This is a genomic window from Rhizobium sp. SVR5-2C (genome assembly GCF_056755115.1).
In genome coordinates this window covers 12,467-34,115 of sequence record NZ_JBNDHT010000044.1, presented here as the reverse complement: position 1 = coordinate 34,115, position 21,649 = coordinate 12,467, and the positions used below count along the sequence as shown (strand labels likewise).

At 59.6% G+C, this 21,649-nt stretch carries 22 protein-coding genes; 10 read left to right on the top strand and 12 right to left on the bottom strand.

All coding sequences use genetic code 11. The annotated features are described in order from the left end of the window. Positions 1-113: 113 nt before the first annotated feature. The gene (gene rpoZ, locus ACPYOI_RS14940; RefSeq protein WP_168829013.1) at positions 114-518 is read right to left on the bottom strand and encodes a DNA-directed RNA polymerase subunit omega; all 405 of its coding nucleotides are present in this window, start codon (positions 516-518) and stop codon (positions 114-116) included. Positions 519-813: 295 nt separating this feature from the next. Between rpoZ and ACPYOI_RS14935 the strand changes: the two genes are divergently transcribed. Beyond that, positions 814-1,395 carry a LabA-like NYN domain-containing protein gene (locus ACPYOI_RS14935; RefSeq protein ID WP_168829012.1) on the top strand — a complete coding sequence of 194 codons (582 nt, stop codon included), beginning with the start codon at positions 814-816 and terminating at the stop codon, positions 1,393-1,395. 128 nt (positions 1,396-1,523) lie between these two features. On the opposite strand, the gene smpB is transcribed toward ACPYOI_RS14935, so the two are convergent. Together smpB and dapA are read right to left on the bottom strand one after the other, a co-directional pair. Then, positions 1,524-2,003 (bottom strand): SsrA-binding protein SmpB, encoded by a 480-nt coding sequence (gene smpB / locus ACPYOI_RS14930; RefSeq protein WP_168829011.1) that lies wholly within the window; start codon positions 2,001-2,003, stop codon positions 1,524-1,526. Positions 2,004-2,113: 110 nt separating this feature from the next. Then, positions 2,114-2,998 carry a 4-hydroxy-tetrahydrodipicolinate synthase gene (gene dapA, locus ACPYOI_RS14925; RefSeq protein WP_481422997.1) on the bottom strand — a complete coding sequence of 295 codons (885 nt, stop codon included), beginning with the start codon at positions 2,996-2,998 and terminating at the stop codon, positions 2,114-2,116. A gap of 214 nt (positions 2,999-3,212) precedes the next feature. On the opposite strand from dapA, the gene ACPYOI_RS14920 reads away from it, so the two are divergent. Together ACPYOI_RS14920 and ACPYOI_RS14915 are read left to right on the top strand one after the other, a co-directional pair. Beyond that, entirely contained in the window at positions 3,213-5,285 is a 2,073-nt protein-coding gene (locus tag ACPYOI_RS14920) for a lytic transglycosylase domain-containing protein (protein WP_481422996.1), read from the top strand. Between the two features lie 60 nt (positions 5,286-5,345). Next, a complete protein-coding gene (locus tag ACPYOI_RS14915) occupies positions 5,346-6,230 on the top strand; it encodes an alpha/beta fold hydrolase (protein WP_481420207.1) in 885 nt (294 codons plus the stop codon). 102 nt (positions 6,231-6,332) lie between these two features. On the opposite strand, the gene ACPYOI_RS14910 is transcribed toward ACPYOI_RS14915, so the two are convergent. Beyond that, a complete protein-coding gene (locus tag ACPYOI_RS14910; RefSeq protein WP_481420208.1) occupies positions 6,333-7,427 on the bottom strand; it encodes a porin in 1,095 nt (364 codons plus the stop codon). Between the two features lie 419 nt (positions 7,428-7,846). On the opposite strand from ACPYOI_RS14910, the gene ACPYOI_RS14905 reads away from it, so the two are divergent. From ACPYOI_RS14905 to ACPYOI_RS14875, 7 genes are all read left to right on the top strand, one after another. Next, entirely contained in the window at positions 7,847-8,269 is a 423-nt protein-coding gene (locus tag ACPYOI_RS14905; RefSeq protein WP_481422995.1) for an Arm DNA-binding domain-containing protein, read from the top strand. A gap of 100 nt (positions 8,270-8,369) precedes the next feature. Beyond that, positions 8,370-8,900 (top strand): carboxymuconolactone decarboxylase family protein, encoded by a 531-nt coding sequence (locus ACPYOI_RS14900; protein ID WP_481416187.1) that lies wholly within the window; start codon positions 8,370-8,372, stop codon positions 8,898-8,900. A 28-nt stretch (positions 8,901-8,928) separates the two neighbouring features. Then, positions 8,929-10,515: an ABC transporter substrate-binding protein gene (locus ACPYOI_RS14895; protein WP_481416188.1), complete on the top strand. Its 1,587-nt coding sequence runs from the start codon at positions 8,929-8,931 to the stop codon at positions 10,513-10,515. Next, the gene (locus tag ACPYOI_RS14890) at positions 10,516-11,598 is read left to right on the top strand and encodes an ABC transporter permease (protein WP_481416189.1); all 1,083 of its coding nucleotides are present in this window, start codon (positions 10,516-10,518) and stop codon (positions 11,596-11,598) included. Next, on the top strand, positions 11,595-12,452 hold the full coding sequence (locus ACPYOI_RS14885) for an ABC transporter permease (RefSeq protein ID WP_481416190.1): 858 nt from the start codon (positions 11,595-11,597) through the stop codon (positions 12,450-12,452). The genes ACPYOI_RS14890 and ACPYOI_RS14885 overlap by 4 nt, the downstream gene beginning before the upstream one ends. Next, a complete protein-coding gene (locus ACPYOI_RS14880; RefSeq protein WP_481416191.1) occupies positions 12,445-13,269 on the top strand; it encodes an ATP-binding cassette domain-containing protein in 825 nt (274 codons plus the stop codon). The genes ACPYOI_RS14885 and ACPYOI_RS14880 overlap by 8 nt, the downstream gene beginning before the upstream one ends. Beyond that, a complete protein-coding gene (locus ACPYOI_RS14875; protein ID WP_481416192.1) occupies positions 13,266-13,988 on the top strand; it encodes an ABC transporter ATP-binding protein in 723 nt (240 codons plus the stop codon). The genes ACPYOI_RS14880 and ACPYOI_RS14875 overlap by 4 nt, the downstream gene beginning before the upstream one ends. Here the strand turns inward: ACPYOI_RS14875 and ACPYOI_RS14870 are convergent. From ACPYOI_RS14870 to ACPYOI_RS14835, 8 genes are all read right to left on the bottom strand, one after another. Then, on the bottom strand, positions 13,985-14,152 hold the full coding sequence (locus ACPYOI_RS14870; RefSeq protein ID WP_481416193.1) for a hypothetical protein: 168 nt from the start codon (positions 14,150-14,152) through the stop codon (positions 13,985-13,987). The genes ACPYOI_RS14875 and ACPYOI_RS14870 overlap by 4 nt on opposite strands. A gap of 135 nt (positions 14,153-14,287) precedes the next feature. Next, positions 14,288-14,587, bottom strand: a complete 300-nt coding sequence (locus ACPYOI_RS14865) for a YciI family protein (RefSeq protein ID WP_481416194.1) — start codon at positions 14,585-14,587, stop codon at positions 14,288-14,290. Between the two features lie 28 nt (positions 14,588-14,615). After that, the gene (locus ACPYOI_RS14860; RefSeq protein WP_481416195.1) at positions 14,616-15,557 is read right to left on the bottom strand and encodes an ABC transporter permease; all 942 of its coding nucleotides are present in this window, start codon (positions 15,555-15,557) and stop codon (positions 14,616-14,618) included. Between the two features lie 24 nt (positions 15,558-15,581). Then, positions 15,582-17,093, bottom strand: a complete 1,512-nt coding sequence (locus ACPYOI_RS14855; protein WP_481422994.1) for a sugar ABC transporter ATP-binding protein — start codon at positions 17,091-17,093, stop codon at positions 15,582-15,584. A gap of 55 nt (positions 17,094-17,148) precedes the next feature. Continuing rightward, complete coding sequence (locus ACPYOI_RS14850; protein WP_481422993.1) at positions 17,149-18,432, bottom strand: sugar ABC transporter substrate-binding protein; 1,284 nt, start codon at positions 18,430-18,432, stop codon at positions 17,149-17,151. A 186-nt stretch (positions 18,433-18,618) separates the two neighbouring features. Next, positions 18,619-19,683 carry a maleylacetate reductase gene (locus tag ACPYOI_RS14845; RefSeq protein ID WP_481416198.1) on the bottom strand — a complete coding sequence of 355 codons (1,065 nt, stop codon included), beginning with the start codon at positions 19,681-19,683 and terminating at the stop codon, positions 18,619-18,621. 9 nt (positions 19,684-19,692) lie between these two features. Then, on the bottom strand, positions 19,693-20,574 hold the full coding sequence (locus tag ACPYOI_RS14840) for an intradiol ring-cleavage dioxygenase (RefSeq protein WP_481416199.1): 882 nt from the start codon (positions 20,572-20,574) through the stop codon (positions 19,693-19,695). A 15-nt stretch (positions 20,575-20,589) separates the two neighbouring features. After that, a complete protein-coding gene (locus ACPYOI_RS14835; protein WP_481416200.1) occupies positions 20,590-21,648 on the bottom strand; it encodes an SDR family oxidoreductase in 1,059 nt (352 codons plus the stop codon). Position 21,649 lies beyond the last annotated feature (1 nt).

The following is a 21,649-nucleotide window of genomic DNA, read 5'->3' as shown; positions in this document are numbered from 1 at the left end:
CTACTCCAATAAAAACAAAAGCGCGCCAATCACCGATTGGCGCACACAATGGCAATAATATGCCTTAGCAATAAAGGCGCAAGATTGACGATTGGTAATCGTCGCGCGCCTTATTAGTAGTCGTCGCTCTTTTCCGGCGGCACGAGGCCTTCGATACCGGCAAGAAGCTCTTCTTCCGACATCTGGTCGAAAGTGATCGTCTCCGGCTGATCGTCCTGCTCCTCGCCTTCCGCAGCAGCAACACCGCCAGCGGCGATGAGGCTTGCCGGATCGGGCTCGGGCTCATCGATCTCGACATGCTTCTGCAACGAGTGAATCAGGTCTTCCTTCAGATCGTCCGGCGAAAGCGTTTCGTCGGCAATTTCGCGCAGCGCCACGACGGGGTTCTTGTCGTTGTCGCGATCGATGGTGATCGAGGCACCCTGGGAAATCAGCCGGGCGCGGTGGCTGGCAAGCAGAACCAGCTCGAAGCGGTTCTCAACTTTGTCGATGCAATCTTCTACTGTGACACGGGCCATTGCCTGTCCTTTACGGTCGTGATTTCTGGATTGGCACGGCGATACAGCCAAAAGCCGGCGAATTCAAGTTTTTCGTGCACCGCCAGCCTTCTGTACGGCATCCCGCTAAAAATTTCACCGGTAATTCAGCAATTCCACCAGTAGTTGCTTGGAATATGCCGAATCGTGCCCTAAATCTTTTTTTATATGAATAATTCATAAATTAAGAATTATTCTCAGTCGTCAGATTAAGCCATTGTTTTTAAGCGATGTTTGGCGGATCAAATTTGGATTACTCTAATTGGATTGGGATGCGATGTTCGACCCACGCGAAAAAATTGCACTCTTCATTGACGGCGCCAACCTATACGCTGCATCCAAGAGCCTCGGCTTCGATATCGACTATCGTAAGCTTCTGAAGGCATTTCAGAAGCGCGGATATTTGCTGCGTGCTTATTATTACACCGCACTGATCGAGGACCAGGAATATTCCTCCATCCGTCCGCTGATCGACTGGCTGGATTACAACGGCTATAAGGTCGTTACGAAGCCCGCCAAGGAATTCACCGACTCCATGGGCCGCCGCAAGATCAAGGGCAACATGGATATCGAGCTGGCAATCGACGCGATGGAGCAATCGGAGACCGTCGATCATCTTGTGATCTTCTCCGGCGACGGTGATTTTACGACGCTGGTCGAAGCGCTTCAGCGCAGGGGCCGAAAAGTGTCGATCATCTCCACGATGGCAACGCAACCGCCAATGATCGCCGACGACCTGCGCCGTCAGGCGGATCACTTCATCGACCTGCTGTCCCTGAAGAGCGAGATCGGCCGCGATCCATCCGAGCGCCCGCAAAAGCCTGTCGAGGTGGCCCCCGTAACCGACTTCGAGGGATAATCCTCAACCGAACGCTGTGAAAGCACCACTTGGGTTGGCGCCAGCCATTCCAAGGCGCCGACTTGCAGGCATCTTCGGCTGTTGGTGCCGCCAAAAGGACGGAAATCGACCTTCGGCCTTTGCCGCGGTCAGCCGTTGCCCTTCAGCAAACGGCTCTTCTGACGGTTCCAATCGCGTTCCTTCTCGGACTCGCGCTTGTCGTGCAGCTTCTTGCCCTTCGCCAGGGCTAGTTCCATCTTCGCCCGGCCGCGGTCGTTGAAATAAATTTTCAACGGGATCAGCGTCATGCCTTCACGGTTGATGCCTGCGCGCAGCCTGTTGATCTCGCGGCTCGAAAGCAGGAGCTTGCGGCGGCGGCGCGGCTCGTGATTGAAGCGGTTCGCCTGCAGGTATTCCGGCAGGTAGGAGTTGATCAGCCAGATCTCGCCGTCTTCATCCGACGCGTAGGATTCCGCGATATTGGCCTTGCCTTCGCGCAGCGACTTGACCTCGGTGCCCTTCAGAACGAGCCCGGCCTCATAAGTATCGATGATTTCGTAGTTGAAGCGGGCCTTGCGGTTTTCGGCCACAACCTTTTTTACGACGCGCTGGCTGCCTTTGGGGGCCATGACTAATTCCAATTCGGCTACGGGCGCGCAAGACCGCGCCCCTTCTCTCGTCCTTATCTAGGGGAACAGCCGAAACTTGTGAAGGCGACGCAGCCGCCTTCCGCTTCGGGTCAGTTCAGAACGCCGGCGTGACGCATAGCGGCATCGATTGCCGCTTCCGTGGACGGTTCCAGCGCCGAGATCAGCGGTGAGCGTACGGTACGGCTCATGCGCTCCAGTTTCGAGAGACCGTATTTTGCGCCGCAGACGCCCGGCTCCATGAAAATCGCCTTGTGCAGCGGCATAAGACGGTCCTGGTATTCCAGCGCCTTCCTGTAATCCCCCGCAAGCGTTGCAGCCTGGAACTCGGCACAAAGCCGCGGCGCGACATTCGCCGTTACCGAGACGCAGCCGACGCCACCATGGGCATTGAAGCCGAGCGCTGTTGCATCTTCGCCCGAGAGCTGGCGGAAGTCCTTGCCACAGGCGATGCGCTGTTCCGACACGCGTTCAATCTTGCCGGTGGCATCCTTGACGCCGACAATGTTCGAATGCGCCTTGGCGAGCGCGCCCATCGTTTCCGGTGTCATATCGATCACCGAGCGGCCGGGAATGTTATAGATGTAGATCGGCAGCTTGACCGCCTCAGCGATTGCCGAGAAATGGGCGATCAGGCCCTTTTGAGTGGGCTTATTATAATAAGGTGTGACGACAAGCACGGCATCGGCGCCGGCCTTTTCGGCATGCTGGGCCAGCTCGATAGCCTCGCGCGTATTGTTCGATCCGGCACCGGCCATAACGGGGACCCGCTTCGCGGCGGCTTCGATGCAGAGTTCGACGACGCGTTTGTGCTCTGCATGCGACAGCGTCGGAGACTCGCCTGTCGTACCGACCGGAACGAGACCACTGCTGCCTTCCTTGATCTGCCAATCGACATGCGCGGCGAAAGCAGCTTCATCCACCTGTCCGGCATCAGTGAAGGGGGTAACGAGAGCGGGAATGGATCCCTTGAACATGCATAGCTCCTCACGGCCGGTATTGACGCCTTGGCCGCATTCCTCGAATATGGGTTGCGCACCATAAAGCCGCGGAACCGCGGCGACAAGCGCGCAGGGATCCATTTAGGGCAAATTCCGATACCAAATGTGAACGAATTTTACCGGCTTCGGTAAGGTTTCCTTAAGCAGCCTCTTGCGAGAGTTAGGGCATATTTTTCTTGCGAGTCTCCGGATGAAAAGAGCTGTCCTGATTCTCTCCGCCCTCGGCGTTACGGCCGCTGCGTGGAGCAGCATCGCATCGCCGCTTCCAGACGCGGGTGTACCAGTACCCGACGTTAGGCCGATCGGCTTCGTGCCGCAAACCTCGGTGCCGGAATCGATCATGACCGGCGCCATTCCGCGCAGCACGACCGTTGCGCCGGTCAGCGGAGACCTGAAGGCCGGATTGGACGCTCTTTCCAACAAGAACCCTCAGCAGGCAATCGCGATCCGCAACGCGATGGGCAACGGCACGCTTGACCGGCATATCCTGACTTGGGCAATCGCCACGTCCGGCGCGAAGGGCGTTCCGTCGTACGCGATTGCCGGGGCGGCACAGGAACTCAAGGGCTGGCCGGGGCTCTCCAGGCTGCGCGCCTATTCCGAGCGCGCGCTCTACGATGAAAACCCTGACCCGGCTGCGGTTCTCGCCGCTTTCGGCAACACCGCACCGGAAACGACCGCCGGCGCGATTATTCTCTCGCGAGCGCTGGTCTCGGCCGGCAGACAGACGCAAGCGGCAGGATATATTCGCAAGGTCTGGCGTAGCGAAGCGCTGGACAAGGCGACCGAAGACAAGATCCTGGCGGAGTTCTCCCGGCTGCTTGGCACAGCCGACCACAAAGCCCGCATGGACTACCTCATGTATCGCGGTCGGACGGCACAGGCAAAGCGCTTCGGCGACGCGGGACAGGCGCAATCGCTCTACAGGGCGTGGTCGGCCGTCGCCGCCAGCGCTTCGAATGCTGGTGCGCTTCTCAACGCTGTCGATGGAAAATGGTCCAATGATCCGGGCTATCTGTTCGCGCGAATCGAATATCTGCGCAAACAGGATAAATATGCCGAGGCGGCCAAGCTTCTGGCGGAAATGCCTTCCAAGCGCGACGAACTCGTGAATTCCGGCGAATGGTGGAACGAGCAACGCATCGTTAGCCGCGGCCTTGTCGACCAGGGCCAGTTCAAGGCCGCCTACCGCGTTGTGGCTAATCACGTCGCCACAAGACCGGCGGACGTTGTTGAAGCAGAATTCCACGCCGGCTGGTACGCCCTGCGAGGACTGCAGGATCCCGCTACCGCCGAGACACATTTTCGCAAGATTCTTCAGGTTTCGAGCGGTCCGATCTCCGCTTCGAGGGCTTGGTACTGGTTAGGCCGCGCCGCGCAAGCTGGCGGCCAGGGCAAGTCCAGTGAGTTCTACGCAAAGGCAGCAAGCTTCCCGAGCACCTTTTACGGCCAGCTGGCGGCCGAACGGCTGGGGCGCAAGACGCTCAACGTCTCCTATCCGTCGCCGAGCGAAGAAGATCGGCAGCGCTTCCAGTCCCGCGAAGCCGTGCAGGCGATTTCGCGCCTTGAGGCCGCCGGGCATGGCTGGCGCGCGGCAAGCCTTTATCTGGCGCTGGCCGACCAGCTTCAAAGCCCAGGGGAATTGGCAATCCTCTCGGCACAGGCAGAGCGCTCCGGCGACCATCACCTTTCGCTGCAAGTCGGCAAGATCGCCTACTCGCGAGGCATCGATGTCGCCGCCCTCGCCTTTCCGGTCGGCGTCATCCCCCCGAACGCGAATATCTCCGGCTCCGGCAAGGCGCTTGCCTATGCGATCGCCCGCCAGGAGAGTGCCTTCAATCCCGCCGCTGTTTCGGCTGCTGACGCGCGCGGCCTTCTGCAGTTGCTGCCCGGAACTGCCAAAGCCGTGGCCAAGCGCCACAACATCGCCTATTCGAAGGACAAGCTGACGGCGGATGCCGGCTACAACGCCACGCTCGGCGCGCACTATCTCGGCGAGCAGATCGACGCTTTCGGTGGTTCCTATATCCTGACCTTCATCGCCTACAATGCCGGGCCGAAGCGCGTGCCGGAATGGATCGGCCGCTATGGCGACCCGCGCGGCAAGTCCATCGATGAGATCGTCGACTGGATCGAGCGCATCCCCTTCCCCGAAACGCGCAATTATGTGCAACGCGTCATGGAGAACTATGAGGTCTACAAAGCGCGGCTGGGACAAACGCCGGACATTGAACGCGACCTGATCGGCGGGCGGCCGTCGTAAGCCCGTTGCATTGCCTGCGACACTCAGTAGATTTCCCGGCGCAACTGCCGGGAGGTCGCAATGCATCCAGATGACAATAGCGGTTTTCAAGAGAGATTCTATCGCTCGTCCGACGGGCTGCGGCTTTACGCGCGAGACTACCGCGGAACCGGCGCTGCGGAGAACTCCCTTCCGGTCATCTGCCTGCCGGGTCTCACGCGCAATTCACGCGACTTCCACGACCTTGCGCTCATCCTGTCGCAGCACCCTTTGCATCCGAGGCGCGTCATTACACTCGATTCTCGAGGCCGCGGTCGATCTGACTGGGACAACAACAAACGGAACTACAATCTTGCGGTCGAAGCAAACGACGTTCTGACCGCCTGCTCCGCATTCGGTATTAACCGCGCCGCCTTCATCGGCACCTCGCGCGGCGGCCTCATTCTTCACCTGAATGCCGAGATGAAGCCGGAGCTCTTGGCAGCCGTTGTCCTCAACGATGTCGGTCCCGTGCTCGAGCCGGAGGGCCTTCGGCACATTCAGAACTATCTTGCAGCTCCGCGAACGCCGCGCGACTGGGACGATGCCGCCGGATGGGTTCGTGAACTGCACGAGCCGGAGTTTCCAACTCTTGCCGCGACGGACTGGCGCGGCATGGCCCATGCGATTTATCACCAAGGAGACGGCGGATTGGCTTCGGATTTCGATCCAGCCATTGCCGAGGCAATGGTGGCTACGGACCTCAGCAAGCCGCTGCCGGATCTCTGGAAGCAATTTGGTGCGATGTCGCATGCACCGCTCTTGGTCATCCGCGGCGAGAACTCGAAATTGCTATCGCGGGCAACGGCCGAAGCGATGGTCCGGCGGCATCCGGCAGCGCGGCTGATCACGGCGAGAAACCAGGGGCATGCCCCGCTGCTGCATCTTGATGACGTTGCACCGGAAATCACCTGCTTCCTCCTTTGATAGGAGGCAAGGTCTCTGACGCGTCAGATATTGACAATTCCACAGACACAAAAAGCCCGGCTCGAAAGCCGGGCTTCCCGATTTGACCGAAGTCAGATCAGATTAGAACGAACGCTGCAGGCGGAAGAAGCCGGTAACGCCGTCTTCATCCTCACCGCCGTTGTCACTGTCGTTGCTGATGTAGTTGACGGTGACCTTCGTCGCCAGGTTCTCGACGATCTCGTAATCGAGCGTGACACCAGCGCGCCACTGGCTGCCGCCGTCAAAATCGTCACCGTCAAGCTCAGTGTTGTCGGTATACTGAACAGCCGGCGTGATAGTGAATTTGTCGGTTGCCTTGACAGCGTACTGAGCAGCAATCGTCCATTCACCGTTGTCGTAGTAGTCCGTCGGGCCGGTAGCATAAATGCCAGCAAGGCCAAGCGTGCCCGGGCCGATGTCTGCATAGACCACGACACGAACGGCGCCATCGTCGCGATCGATGTCATAGCCGCCGAGAACTTCCCAGCTAACGGCTCCGAACTTGCCACCGACAGCAGCGTCGATACCGATGTTGTTACCGCCGTTGAAGTCAAGTTCGCCGGCATCGACTACGCCGTCGCCGTCTGCATCGTTGAATTCGGTATCAACGCTGATTTCTTCAACAGCGATACCAGCGTAGAAGTCGCCGGAGTCGTACTGATAACGGATTGCGTTGAAGTTGGTGTTGTTGTTGATAACTTCCGTTTCACCGGAGAAGTCGTTATCCCACCAGTTGACGAACTTACCAACGCGGAAGCCGGCGATGTCCATGTAGGCTTCATCGATGATCGTATCGTTTTCAATATCCTGGCTGTTGGCCGGGCCGTTCGGGCGGAAGTTCGCCTGATAAACGATAACGCCGGTGAGCGGACCGTATTCGGTGTCGCTCTTGGCCGTGAAGGCAACCTGACCGCGGGTACGAGCAGACCAGTCTTCGCCGCCGCCGTTGTCAGCGAGGTCACCAGCAGACCAGTCAACCTGGAAGCGGATGTAGCCCTGGATCTTCAGGCAGGTTTCCGTGCCCGGGATGTAGAAGTAGCCGGTGCCGTAAGCGTCGCAGACGCGAACGTATTCAACCGGTTCCGGCTCAGCAGCGACGATAGCGTCAGCGGCCTGAGCACCGGAAACTACTGCGAGAGCAGCAGCGGAGCCGAGAAGAAGGCTCTTGATGTTCATTATGACCTCCAATTCAAAGTTTCGATCGGGTCTGGGATTTTTCGCTTGAGCAGCGTTCCCTGCCCCATCCCCATGTTTCAAGAAGTCGGACGATCAACCGCCCTCGCTTCCGAGGTTGAAAATACAAGACCCCGCCCGTCACGCAATCACCAACTTGCTCGTTTGTGCTGTTTGCATCCGCCTTCACAGACCCCTGTTGCTGAAAGGCCACAAAGTTGGCAGGCACCGGCCGCAATTCTTTATGCTTTATTAATAACCGTCGATTTTGCAGGGGCTTAGCGTAGCGACATAAGTATGACGAAGGCGGTTTTGTGCCGCATTGATACCAATTTCCGGCCGGATTCGGCTACTTTCATGAACTGCGGCAGTGTCAGGCAGTCCAGCATAACTGATGCCAGCACCCACCGGATTCGCGCGCGATGACCGATTCTCTTCGGCTGAGTCCACGCGCGGGGATAGATTCGGCTCACGCATGCGAGAACACGCCCGCGCCGATGCCGCGGCCAACGCCAAGTGGTTTTACTCGTTTCCCTCGGGTGCGCCGGCGGCGGCAAATGGTTCTGCGATTCGTTTCACCTGTGACGGGCAAACGTCGCGATATGGAGCTCGGGAGCTACCCGTCAATGTCTATCCGTGACGCACGCGCAAAGGCGCTCGAGGCTCGGACCCTGATCGAAGGCGGCGGCAATTCGCTTGAGGAGCGCTGGTCACCCCTGCAGAATACCGAGAACGCGGCTATTGATTTGCCGTCTGGGCTATGGCCAGGGCAATGCCAGTATCAAAGTTGCCGGACGGGGCGTCGCTACCTCATGTCAATGAAATCCCACCGAACTCCTGAGTGATGGAATATTTTTCGTCAGAAGCGCAGAAAGCTAGGTCAACAGAGTCTGCACAAATCAAAGGCTCGCTTCTAGCTTGGCAGCTTCTTGAAGAGCAGATGTCATGAGCCATATCCCTCAGATCGATTACGCGACCGCCCCCGATGAAATTCGAAAAGCACATGACGAGGAGGTGCGGCGTCGCGGGCGCATGACCAATATGAAGCGGACGCTGCTGCATTCGCCGGAAGCGCACCGCATCTATGCCGAATGGTTCACGCTCAGGGCGGAGCTCAATCCCGCCATCAGCGACCGCGAAATCTGGGTCTTCTCGCATGCGATCTCGAAGGCGCTGAATTCGAAGATTGCGGTCACCTTCTTCCGCCGCGCCCTGATCATCAACGGCTTCGACCCGGATGCGCTCGAGCTGACGGAGATCGAATCGCTGCTTAAACGTTTCGGGGAGGCGATCGTCGCCGATTCCAATAAGGTGCCGGGCGAGATCTGGGCCGCGCTCAAGAAACGTTACGACGCCAAGGTGCTCGTCGATCTCGTCGCCTTCGCCGGCATCATGATCGCCACGGCGGTCTTCAACAATGTCGTCCAGGTCGATTTCGATCCGGAACTTGAGGCCTTCGCTGAAGGCGCCAACTGATCTTTCATCACCCAAGGGGAGTTACTCGATGTCCATCATCACCACTCGCTCGCGACTGCTCGGCACGGTCTTCGGCGTCGCGCTCGCTTTCGGCGCAACGGTCGCCAATGCCGAGACGCCGGCGAATGTTCTCGTCGTCGCCCAGTCGATCGACGATGCCGTCAGCTTCGACCCGGCCGAAGGCTTCGAGCTGACGACCGTCCAGTCCTTCAACAATCTTTACCAGCGTCTCGTGCAGTCGAACCGCGAGGACGGTACCAAGATCGAGCCAGCGCTTGCCGCCTCCTGGGAAGCCGGCAGCGACGGCAAGAGCCTGACCTTCACGCTCGCCGACGCCAAGTTCGCCTCCGGCAACCCGGTGCGTCCGGAAGACGTGATCTTCTCGCTGACGCGGGCCGTGAAGCTCAATAAATCTCCGGCCTTCATCCTCAACGAGCTCGGCTGGAAAGCCGACAATGTCGATGCCGCCATTACCAAGGTCGACGACAAGCATCTGAAGCTGACCTGGACGGCCGATGTCGGTTCCGGCTTCGCCCTTTCGCTGCTAACGGCGCCGATCGCCTCGATCGTCGACGAGCAGACGGTTGCCGCGAACGCCAAGAACAACGATTTCGGCAATGAATGGCTGAAGACGAATTCAGCCGGCAGCGGCGCCTTTGCGATTGCTACCTACACGCCACATGAGGCCCTGGTACTGCAGGCGAACGCTAATTCCGACGACAAGCCCAAGCTCGAAAACGTCATCATCCGCAACGTGCCGGATGTCGGCGCTCGGCGCCTGCTCGTCGAACAGGGCGATGCCGACATCGCCCGCGGCCTTTCCGCCGACCAGATCGAAGCGCTGAAGGACAAGGGCGGCATCAAGGTGCTGTCCGTTCCGTCTGCCCGTACCGATTACATCCTCCTGAACAGCAAGGCGAATGCGACGCTCGGCAACCCGGCCTTCTGGGAAGCGGCACGCTACCTCGTCGATTACGATGGCATCGCCAAGAACCTGCTGCGTGGCCAGAGCACGGTGCATCAGGCCTTCCTGCCAGTTGGCTTCCCGGGCGCGCTGACGGATACGCCCTTCAAGCTGGATGTCGAGAAAGCGAAGAAAATTCTGGCGGATGCCGGCATCAAGACGCCGTTCAAGATCGAATTCATCGTCTTCAACGACCAGCCCTTCCTGTCGATCGCCCAGTCGCTGCAGTCGACCTTTGCCCAGGCCGGCATCACGCTCGACATCCAGCCAGGTGTTGCAAGCGACATCTATGCCCGCGGCCGCGCCGGCAAATACGAGATGACGCTGCGCTACTGGATCCCGGACTATTTCGACCCGCATTCCAATGCCAGCGCGTTTGCGATCAACAAGGATAACTCGGCCAATACCGTCGCCAGGCAGGCAGGCTGGGTGATCCCGGAACTGACCGACGAGACGCTTGCGGCCGTCAAGGAGCAGGATCCGGCCAAGCGCGTCGCCGCTTATCAGGACCTGCAGAAGAAGATCCAGGCAAGCTCGCCCTACATCTTTACGCTTCAGGGCAATGACCAGGTCGTGCTAAGCGACAAGGTGAAGAACTATGCCCAGGGTCTCAACGCAGACCAGGTGTATTACGACAAGGTGGAAAAGTAAGTGCCGCAAGCGGCAACAACGCCTGATGCCGACAGGACCGACTCCCGCCAGCGCAAAGGTTGGCGGGAGTTGTCTTTCGTCTGGCCACTTCTCACATGGCTGTGGTCCTTCGCGCTGACGCTCTTGGGGCTGGCGCTGGTGACCTTTGCGATGACGCGTCTTTCGCCGATCGATCCGGCGCTGCAGCTGGTCGGCGACCATGCCAGCCAGTCCACCTACGAGCAGTCGCGAGTGGAACTCGGTCTCGACCAGCCGCTGCCGGTGCAGTTCCTGCGTTATGTCGAGACGGCACTATCCGGCAATTTCGGTCAATCGATCTCGACGGGGCAGCCGGTGGCGAAGGACATCGCCCGCACCTTTCCGGCGACGATCGAGCTTGCGACGACGGCGATCATTTTCGGCGCCGTCATCGGCCTTGCGCTCGGCATCGCCGCAGCCATGCGGCAGGGGACGTGGGTGGACAGCCTCGCCCGGTTCGTTTCGCTCTTCGGCTATTCGGTGCCGATCTTCTGGCTCGGCCTTCTGATGCTGCTGTTGTTCTATGCGCGGCTCCACTGGGCTCCGGGGCCCGGCAGAGCGGATGTCGTTTTCCAATATACGGTCAAATCCGTCACCGGTTTTGCGCTGATCGATACCTGGCTCTCCGGCAAGGCCGGCGCCTTCCGCGATGCGCTGGCGCATCTGACGCTACCGGCGGTCGTGCTTGCCCTCTATGCGCTCGCCGCCATCTCGCGGCTGACGCGCGCCTCGATCTTGACGGAACTCGGGCAGGAATATGTGACGACGGCGCGTGCCAAGGGTGCCAGCCTCCACCGTATCGTCTTCGTCCACATCCTTCCGAACATTTCTGGCACGCTGCTCACAGTGATTGCGCTTTCCTATGCCAGCCTGCTGGAAGGCGCGGTACTGACCGAGACCGTTTTCGCCTGGCCGGGCATCGGCCGCTATCTCACCACAGCCATGTTTGCCGGGGATATGCCGGCAATTCTCGGCGCGACGCTCGTCGTCGGCGCCTCCTTCGTGCTGCTCAACGCGCTGACGGATCTGGGCGTGGCGCGGCTGGAAGCGGAGAAGAAGCAATGAGTGCGATCGTCCGGGCGCCACTCGGCGGGCCGTCCTTTCTCCGGCGCATGCTGCACTCGCCCTCCGCGGCGACGGGTAGCGTGGTCGTGGCCTTCATCCTCGCGCTCGCGCTGCTGGCGCCTGTTATAGCGCCCTACGATCCGAACCTGCAGGAGACGGCGAACCGGCTGATGCCGCCGAGCGCGACGCATTGGTTCGGCACTGACGGCTTCGGCCGCGATATCCTCTCGCGGCTGATCTATGGCGCTCGGCCGACGCTTCTGCTCGTGCTCGTCGTCGTGCTCCTGATGGCGCCGCTCGGCATCCTCGTCGGCATCCTTGCCGGCTTCTTCGGCGGCATCACGGAACGTGTGCTGATGCGGATCACCGATATCGTCATGTCCTTCCCGCGTCTGTTGCTCGCCTTCGCCTTCGTCGCCATCATGGGACCGGGGCTGATCAATGGAGCGTTGGCGCTGGCACTGACGAGCTGGCCAGCCTATGCCCGCCAGGCCCGCGTCGAGACGGCGGCGCTGAGGCGCAGCGATTATCTCGCGGCAGCGGAAATGGTGGGCATCGGCGGCGTCAGGCTGCTCTGGGGGCATATCCTGCCGCTGGTCCTGCCGTCTGCCATCATCCGCCTTGCGCTTGATCTTTCGGGCATCATCCTTGCCGCGGCCGGCCTCGGCTTCCTCGGCTTTGGCGTACGTCCGCCGACGGCAGAATGGGGCTCGATGGTGGCAGAGGGCACGCAGGTTATTTTCGATCAGTGGTGGGTGGCTGCAGTGCCGGGCTTTGCCATTTTCGTTACCTCCTTTGCCTTCAACCTGATGGCCGACGGGCTGCGTGACATCCTGGATCCGCGCCATGACTGAGCCGCTGCTTTCCGTCGAGGAGCTTTCGATCTCCTTTCCCTCCGGCGCCGGCCCGGTGCGCGTCGTCAACGGCATTTCTTTTTCCGTCGGTCGCGAGGTGGTGGCGCTGGTTGGCGAATCCGGCTCCGGTAAATCGATGACCGGGCGGGCGATCATGGGGCTTCTGCCGCGGAGCGCGGCGGTATCGGCCAAGCGCCTCGCCTTCGACGGGCAGGATTTGACGACGCTGTCGCCCTCCGGCTGGAACGCGATCCGCGGCAATGGCATCGGCCTCATCCTGCAGGACCCGAAATATTCGCTGAACCCAGCCCACAAGGTCGGGCGGCAGGTGGAAGAGGCGCTACTCCTGCATACGAGGCTTTCCTCTTCCGAGCGTCGCGAGCGAACGCTCGATATGCTCTCCCGTGTCGGGCTTACCGATCCGAAGCGGGTCTATGGCAGCTATCCAGCCGCGCTTTCCGGCGGTATGGGGCAGCGCGTCATGATCGCCGCGATGCTGATCAACCGACCGAAACTTCTGATCGCCGACGAGCCGACTTCAGCGCTCGACCGCAGCCTCCAGGACCAGATCCTGACGCTCTTGCGCTCGCTGACGGAGGAACTCGGCATGGGCCTGCTGCTCATCAGCCACGACCTGCAACAGGTGTCGCGTTATGCCGATCGAGTAATGGTGATGCGCCATGGCCATATCGAGGACCAGATGGCCTCCGCCGATCTTTCCCATGCCAAGTCAGCCTATACGAGAGCGCTCTGGGCGGCGCGGCCCTCGGCTGTCACCTATGGCACGCAATTGCCCGTCTATGGAGACGAGCCGTGAGCGCGCTGACAGTTAAGGACCTCTCCGTCACCTTCCAGGGCAGCGGCAAGGGTTTTACCGCCGTGCGCGGCGTCGGCTTCGAGGTCGAGTCCGGGCAGACCTTCGGCCTGATCGGCCCGTCCGGCTGTGGGAAGACGACCGTGCTTCGGGCGATCGCCGGGCTCAATACCAATTGGCAGGGGGAGATTTCCGTTTTCGGCCAGCCGCTGCGGTCGGGGCACAAGATCACCGGCGCGTTGCGGACCGAGATCCAGATGGTCTTCCAGGATCCTTATTCCTCGTTGCATCCACGCCATCGCATCGCCCGCATTTTGGGCGAGCCGCTTTCGATCCGCGGCGCGCACAATGTCGAGGACGAGGTCCGCGAAGCGCTCGCTCGGGTCGGGCTACCGTCGGCGGTCGCCGGGCGCTATCCGCATCAGCTTTCCGGTGGCCAGCGCCAGCGCGTGGCGATCGCCAGGGCACTGCTTTTGAAGCCGAAACTGCTTTTGCTCGACGAGCCGACTTCGGCGCTCGACGTTTCGGTGCAGGCGGGCATCCTAAATCTGCTCAACGAGCTGAAGACCTCGAACGGGATGACCTTCATTCTCGTCAGCCATGATCCCGGTGTCGTAGGTCATATGTGCGATCGGGCGGTGACGATGCAGGCTGGCCGCATCGAACGCGAGCTCGACCGCGCCGCGCTTGCGGCCGGTGGCTGGGAGATGCAGCCCTCCTAGGCAGAAACCATCGTCGCGAAAAACCCGAAATTATCGCTTGTCGGGTCTTTCAAATCTGGGCGAATGCCTCCGCGCAGGCACTTTTTATTTTTCTTCCGGGCTTTCATCAAACCACCGGCGAGGTAGCAAAGCCGGACGAGCGACGGATGTTTGACCATGGTCAACATGGTATCCGCTATAGGCCATCCCGGCTTCTGTAAGCCAGCCGCGAACGCATTTCCAAATCAAGCTTCCAAACGCCCTCATTTTGTTTCCTCCTCCAGAAAGCGATTGCGCTCTAATCGTAATCCCGCGTTAGGTCATCGCAGGCTCTGTTGAGCCGCCTCGGTGATTGTTGGTTGCCATTCATAAATACGAACGCTCTCATATACCCCGTGGACCACAAATGGGTCCGCGGAATTGAAATCTTGCATCTCGTCGATGGAGTTGACCTCGGCAACAACAACGCCTCCACTGGCTCCTCCGAATTCATCCAGAATAGGTCCTGATTGCACAATGCGAAGCCGGCCGGATCGCAAGTACCTTTTGTGATCCTCGATATAGCCCGTGCGAGCTTCAGCTTTTTCCGGATTCGACAGTGCGATACGAATGGCGAGCATTGCGTTAAGCTCCTTGGCTCAGGCTAGTTTACTTGACAATTTGATCCAGACGGCCGCGCTTGGTGGTGATCAAGACAGCCAGGATGACGACCGCGCCGCGAATACCGACCTGGAAGAAAGGATCGACTTGCAGGAGCGTCATGCCGTTTGCCAGGATGACGATGGTCAGCACACCAAAGACGGTCCGCAGCGGTCCGCCGACGCCGCCGGTGAGCAGCGTGCCGCCGAGGACGACCGCCGCAATCGTATCCAGAAGAAACGGATCACCCATGCCGGGAGAGGCCGAAAAGGTTCGGATTCCAAGCAAGTTTCCCGCGAGTCCCGAAATCGCACCGGCCACGACGAAGACGGCAACCTTCAGCCGTGTTGTCGAAATACCGGACATCCGGGTCGTGCGCTCGTTGTCGCCGATTGCATACATATATTGGCCAAAGCGCGTGTATCGGGCGACAAACGCACATATGAGCAGAACGGCGATCGCCCATAGGCCAATCTTGGGAAAAGATCCGAAGACGACGCCGCCGGCAAGGGCGCTCGATGTGGGCGTCGTCCATGGCAACGGCCGCCCGCCGGATATGATCAAGCCGAGGCTCTGGAAGATGAACAATGAACCAAGCGTGACAAGAAAGCTCGGGAGCTTCAGGATAGAATTGAGAAGGCCGTTAAACGCGCCGCATAGGCCGCCGACGATCAGGCCGACAAGAATGCCGCTCTCACCGATGACCGGCACTAGGGTAATCGAACAGATAGCGGACAACGTCATGACGGCGCCGACCGACAGATCAATCGAGCCGATGAGGATGACGAAAGTCACCCCCATGGATGCTACGAGCAACACCGAGGACTGGCGAATGATGTTCCAGAGGTTCGGCCAGGTCAGAAATGCGCTGTGCATGACCGAGAAGAACACGATCAGGAAAATTGCGGCGATGAAAGGCGTGAACCTTCCGAGGGCATTTATCTTCGACATTTCAATTCCTTGATTCCTGGCTGCTCAAAACATCATCGCAACGACGTCTTGCTCTTTCGGCTTGTTCTCGACAGGAGCGGGAATGGACGCCGATAGCGACCCGCTCGAAAGAAAGTAGAGGGTGTTCGAAAGCTCGATCAGTTCGACGAGGTCATCGGAAATCAGCAGGACGGCGCATCCGCCAGCCGTCACATCCCGGAGAAGACGATAAATTTCCTCCTTCGCGCCTGCATCGACGCCGCGCGTGGGGTTATCGACGATCAGTAGCCGGGGATTTCGCCCCAGCCATTTGGCCAGCACCACCTTCTGCTGATTGCCGCCGCTAAGCGTGCCGACGAGAGCCGCGTCGTTCGGCGCCTTGATCCGCAACTCATCTACCCATTCCGATACGAAACTCGCAGCTTTGGGGAAGTCCAGAATGCCCCAGCGCGCGAAACGGTCGAGCGAGGGGAGGATGATGTTGCCCCGTATCGATCGGCCAAGCATCACGCCATCAAGATGACGGTGAAGCGGCACGTAGCCGACGCCGAGTTCGATGCGGTCCGATGCCGTAAGCGGGCTGACATCGCGGCCCAGGATTCTGACTCCGCCGCGGCTTGCCTCGACGCCCAATATCGCGCGTCCCAACTCGGTCTTGCCGGATTGGACCAGTCCGCCGATGCCGACGATTTCTCCTTCGCGGACCGAGAGCGTCACATTGCGGAAAAATTCGGTTGTGAAGTCTGTGAGTTCGAGCACGGAGGAGCCGAATTCGGAACGCTGCCGGTTGGTCGCATAAAAATCCGTCAGCCGTTCCCGTCCGACCATTAGGCTGTGGAGCTTCGCCTCCGTCGGTTCGGAGACATCAGCATCGACGACCTGACCGTCCTTGAGAACGACCACGTGATCGCAGAGGTGCAGCACCTCGTCGAGACGATGCGATATGAATACGACCGAAGCTCTGAACTTTTCTTTCAGCAGTCGGACGACTCCATAAAAGAGATCGAGTTCCGGACCGGAGAGTGAGGCGGTCGGCTCATCAAGGAGGGCGAGCGGCCGATCGATCTTCAGTATTTCCGATTGGGCAACGACACGCGCGATTTCGACAAGCTGCCGGGTGCCGAAATTGAGGTCTCCGGTGACGGCCTTCGCATCAAGTGCGATGCCGAGCTCGTTCAAAATTCTTTGGGCGCGCGCTTGCATTTCGGCGAATTGCATAATCCCCCAACGGGAGAAATGGTGTTCGAGACCGAGAAAGAGATTCTGAAAGATCGGGTAGACGAGAATGAGCGCCTGTTCCTGGTGGACGCGGAATATGCCCGCATGGGTCGCCTCGCGCGGCTGATCGAATTCGACGACCTCGCCATGGAGAACGAGCTGACCTTCGTCGGGCGTCTGGAGACCACAGAGAATATCGAGAAGCGTACTTTTACCAGCGCCGTTCTCGCCAACGAGCCCTAGGGTTTCGCCATGGTCGATACAAAAGGACACGTCCCGCAACGCGGTCACGCCAGGATAGCGTTTCGTGATGGAACGTAGTTCGAGATGCTGCTTCATTGATGCCGGTCCGATCTGCAGGATTCAGGGAGCGCCGTTGCGGCGCTCCCAAGAATCAGAATCCGAGGACGGTTTTCTTGGCGCGTGTCTGGCCGGCGACGTCGCTCAGGGGACCGGGGACGAAGTGGTCACGGTACATCTTGTTGAGCTTGTCGGCATTGCCGGCCTTGAGGGAGGCCTCGATGCTTTCCGGCAACGCCCACCCGCCGGGTTTGAGCGACTGCATGGAACCGACTTTCCCCCAGAAGTTCGATGGGTCGATGACCTCCATGCCCCATTGGATCTTCCAATTATCGCCATTCAGATGGCGCGACATCGACTTGAAGTCGAAGTTAATCTTGCCGCTCTGGTCCATGGCGCTGAGATATTTTTCGGCGACCTCGGGAGAATCGAGGAAAACGGAATCGAAATACCGCATCTTCTCGAGCGGATCGTAAGTAATGCCTTCCAGCGCATCATAGAGGGTGACGACCGAGTAGCCGGTCATGAAAGGCGCATTGATCGAGACCGTGCCCAGCGCGCTCTTGTCTTCTTTCATGCGGTTCAGCATTTCGCGCGTGGCATCATTTCCGGCGGTGAAAATGGAGCCGCTCAGTCCTCGTTCACGCAAGACGTCGAGGACGGCTATGGCCGTGTCGTCGTTATAGGAAATAATGGCGCTTACATCGGGATTGGCCGTCAGAAGATTTTCGACGATTGGGCGGGCTGCCACACGGTTTTCGCCGCCCGGCTGCTCGCCGACAAGCTCGATATCTGGATTGTTCTCGAGCGCCAGCTTGACGCCGGCGGCGCGCGAATCTGCGGAGAAGTTGCCCGGCAATCCGGCGACGTAGAGCACCTTGCCCTTGTTACCGATCTTGTCGAAGAGGGCCTGTGCCATGGCGGCGATGCCGCGAATGTTATCCGGCTGGCTATAGAGCATATAGGAACCTGCATACGCAGGGTCGTCGGCATCGAGCCAGGCAGCTGTCGAATGGGCGTTGGCGAGCTTGACGCCGACCTGACTTGCAGTGGCCGCCAAGGCTTTGATAACTTCGGCGTTTTGCGCAAAAGTAACGACGGCATTCACGCCGAGCGAAGGGGCCTGCTCGATCTGTGCGATCTGCTTGTCGACTGAATCTTCGAATGTCTGTGCGATATATTTAAGGCCAAGCTGTTCGGTCGCCAGCCTGCAACCCGCATCCCAACCTTGCCAGTATTCATTTGCCAGCGTCGGGAACGTATTGAGTATAGTTATTGTCTCATCGGATGCTCTCGCCGTCTTCCTCAAGACAAAGGGGGACGCGATCGATGATGCCGCAATCGCGGCCGTATATTTAAGCACAGTTCTACGGTTCACGCCGCGAGCTTCGTGGCCATGCATTAGTAATCCTCCCATGTATGCGCGTGCCGGACTTTACCGGAAGCCTCAGTTTAGGGGCTTATTCTCGAATAAAAACCTTGTAATTATCCATTCTGGATGTCGTCGCTCCGCCCCTTCTGCCGCGCAATCGAGGGTACGCACTCCGTTGCATCCCGGCCAACGTCACACTGACGCCGGCGGTTCTCCTCGATAAGCGAGCTCAAGCAATTCGCTCAGCGCGTTCTTTTCGAGAGCACGCGGATTCCAGTAGGCATTCGACATCGCCTGTTCGACTGCGTCGCCGACACTGTTTGCGGGCATGCCAAGATCTTTCAACGACATGACAGCCCCCAATCGCTTCGCAAGGTCATAAAGCGCCGCGGCTGGCTCGCCTCCTCCGAGCGCCCTGCCGATACGTGCCATGGCGGCCGGAGCGGCCTTGCTGTTGTAAGCCACCGCGTGGGGCAGAACCGCGGTATGCATCGGCGCATGCGGCAGGTTGAACATGCCGCCCAGCGTGTGGCAGAGCTTGTGATGCAGCGCCATTCCCACCGATCCGAGGCAGACGCCGCAAAGCCAGGCTCCATAGAGGGCATCGGCGCGCGCGGCCGTGTCCTGTGGGTTTGCCTGGATGAGCGGCAAAGCACGGGCGATCGCTGCAATCCCCTCCTCCGCCATCATCGAAATGATGGGATTTGTTTCCCTAGCGTAAAGCGCCTCGACGGCATGGGCGATCGCATTGATACCGCTTGTCACCGAAAGCGGAACGGGCAGGCTCAGCGTCAGATCGACATCATAAACGATGACTTCGGGCAGGATGCGCGGATCGGACTTGGTGACCTTTCGGCCACCCTCTGTTTCTCCGAGGATGGGAGTGGCCTCCGATCCGGCATAGGTCGTCGGCACGACAATCTGCGGCAGATCCGTGCGATAGGCGATCGCCTTGCCGAGACCCGTCGTCGATCCGCCGCCGATCGACACAACCGCGTCGGCGCCAAGCCGCTCGACGGTCCGCATGGCATCCGACGTCACGTCCACCGGCGTGTGCATCTGCGCTTTGGAATAAATGCCGGCAACGCGCGAGCCTAGGTGCCGCGCAATGTCTTCCGCCTGCTTCGCCTGCTCCGGCGTGGAGAGAACCAGGACGGATTTAGCGCCCAGCCTGTCGGCTTCTTCCCCAAGCCGGGAGACCGTGCCGCTGCCAAAAATGACGCGACCGGAGTTTGCGTTGTAGATGAAATTTTCCAACTGCCCCTCCTATTGCGCCTGTTCTGGCCGCGCGAGGATGAAATCGAAATCCGAGCGCCAGAGCGTGTTGCCGTGCTCGACACGCTCAAAGGGTGCGACAAGCGTCTTTTTCACTCCGAAGACCGTGTCCGATTCCAGATAGGGGTCTCCGCCGACGAACGTGTGGGTCACGAGCTTCTGAAAGCCGTCTGCACGAACCATGTAGTGCATGTGCGCCGGTCGATACGGATGCCGCCCAAGGGCGGCGAGCATTTTTCCTACCGGCCCATCGTCGGGGATCGGATAAGAAACCGGCTTGATGCCGACGAAGCTATAGCGTCCGTCCGCACCCGTGACGAAAACGCCGCGATTATTCCATTTCGGCTGGATGTCAGGCTGCTGAACGTCGTAGTAGCCTTCCGCATTGTCCGACCAGACGTCGATGCGGGCGCCGGCAACAGGATTGCCGTCGTGATCGAGCACACTGCCTGTGAACAGACAGCTTTCCCCTTTGCCGTCCAGGCAGATCTGATCGCCCATCTGACGCACGGGAGCGCCTTCGACATGGAAAGGGCCGAAGACCGTATTTTCCGTCGCACCCTCCGGCCTTCGATTGTTGATGGCATCGACCAGCATGGAAAGGCCGAGCGTGTCGGACAGGAGGATGAATTCCTGTCGCTCCTGCGTGCAGATCTGGCCCGTCCGGGTCAGGAAATCGATGCCGAATTCCCACTCCTCCTGCGTGAGTTCGATCTCCCGCGCAAAATTATGGAGATGTTTCACCAGGCAAGCCATCACGGCGGCAAGGCGTGGATTGACCTCCTTTCCCATCCGGGCATTGACCGTCTCGACGGAATTCTCTTCCGTGAAATAGCCGGTAGGCGCCATTGTTCCCAAGGTCTCCGCGCTCATCCGATACTCCTTGCTTTAGGGAATGATGCGATCTGCCCGAAGGCGATCGAAGGCGTCGGTGAAGGATTGGGTCGTGTCCTGATACTCCAGAAAGCCCAGTTTCCGGCTACGCCCCATATCGTTGAATGTCTCGACTTGCCGCCCGAGATCGGCATCCGAATGCCAGAACGACGCGACACGGGAGAGAGCGTTGGGTTGAAGATCATATTTCTTCACTATCCCATCCCAGATCGGCGCCGCATCCGCCATCTGGTTTTCAAGCGGGTTCGGCTCTCCCGAATAGACCGCGGCCTCGATGCCGAAATAGCTCGCAAGCCGTGGCCAGAGCCATTTCCATCGGAAGACCTCGCCGTTGACGACGTTGAATGCCAAGTTCGCGGCAGCCTTCGTTGTCGACGCCCATTTGAGATGCCTGGCAAGCAGCCGCGTATCGGTGACGTCGGTGGCGGCCTGCCATTGCTGCGGAGAACCCGGAAAGACGAACGGCCTGCCGGTCTCCTTGCAGATCGATGCATAGACGCCGAGCGTGGCGGCCATGTTCATCGCATTTCCGACAGCGTAGCCGATCAGGGTATGCGGACGGTGGATGGACCAGGTAAAACCATCGCGCGCCGCTGCTGCAAAAACTTCGTCTTCCTGGACGTAGTAGAAGTTTTCGCCAGGCAGGCGCTCCTGCTCCTCGCGAAACGGCGTTTCCGGCTGCGTCTTGGCATAGGATTCGAAGGGACCGAGATAGTGTTTGGTGCCGGTCGTCAGAGCGACATGCTCCACGCCACGTCCTTTCAGTGCATCGAGCACATTGCGGACGATGGCTCCGTTTACCTCGCAGTTCTTTGCCTCCGTTTCCTGCCGGGACCAGGCCGTGATGAAGACGTGGCTGGGCTTCGTATTCTCCAGCGCGGCCTGCACCGAGCCTGCGTCGACGAGATCGCATCGAAGCGTCTTGACGCCGGAGACCGGGCTTTCGGAGCGCGACAGTCCCGAAACGGTCCATCCGCCCTGCGACAGCAGGTGTTCTGCGAGGTTGCTGCCGGTGATCCCGGTAACACCGACGATCAATGCGTGCTTGCTCATG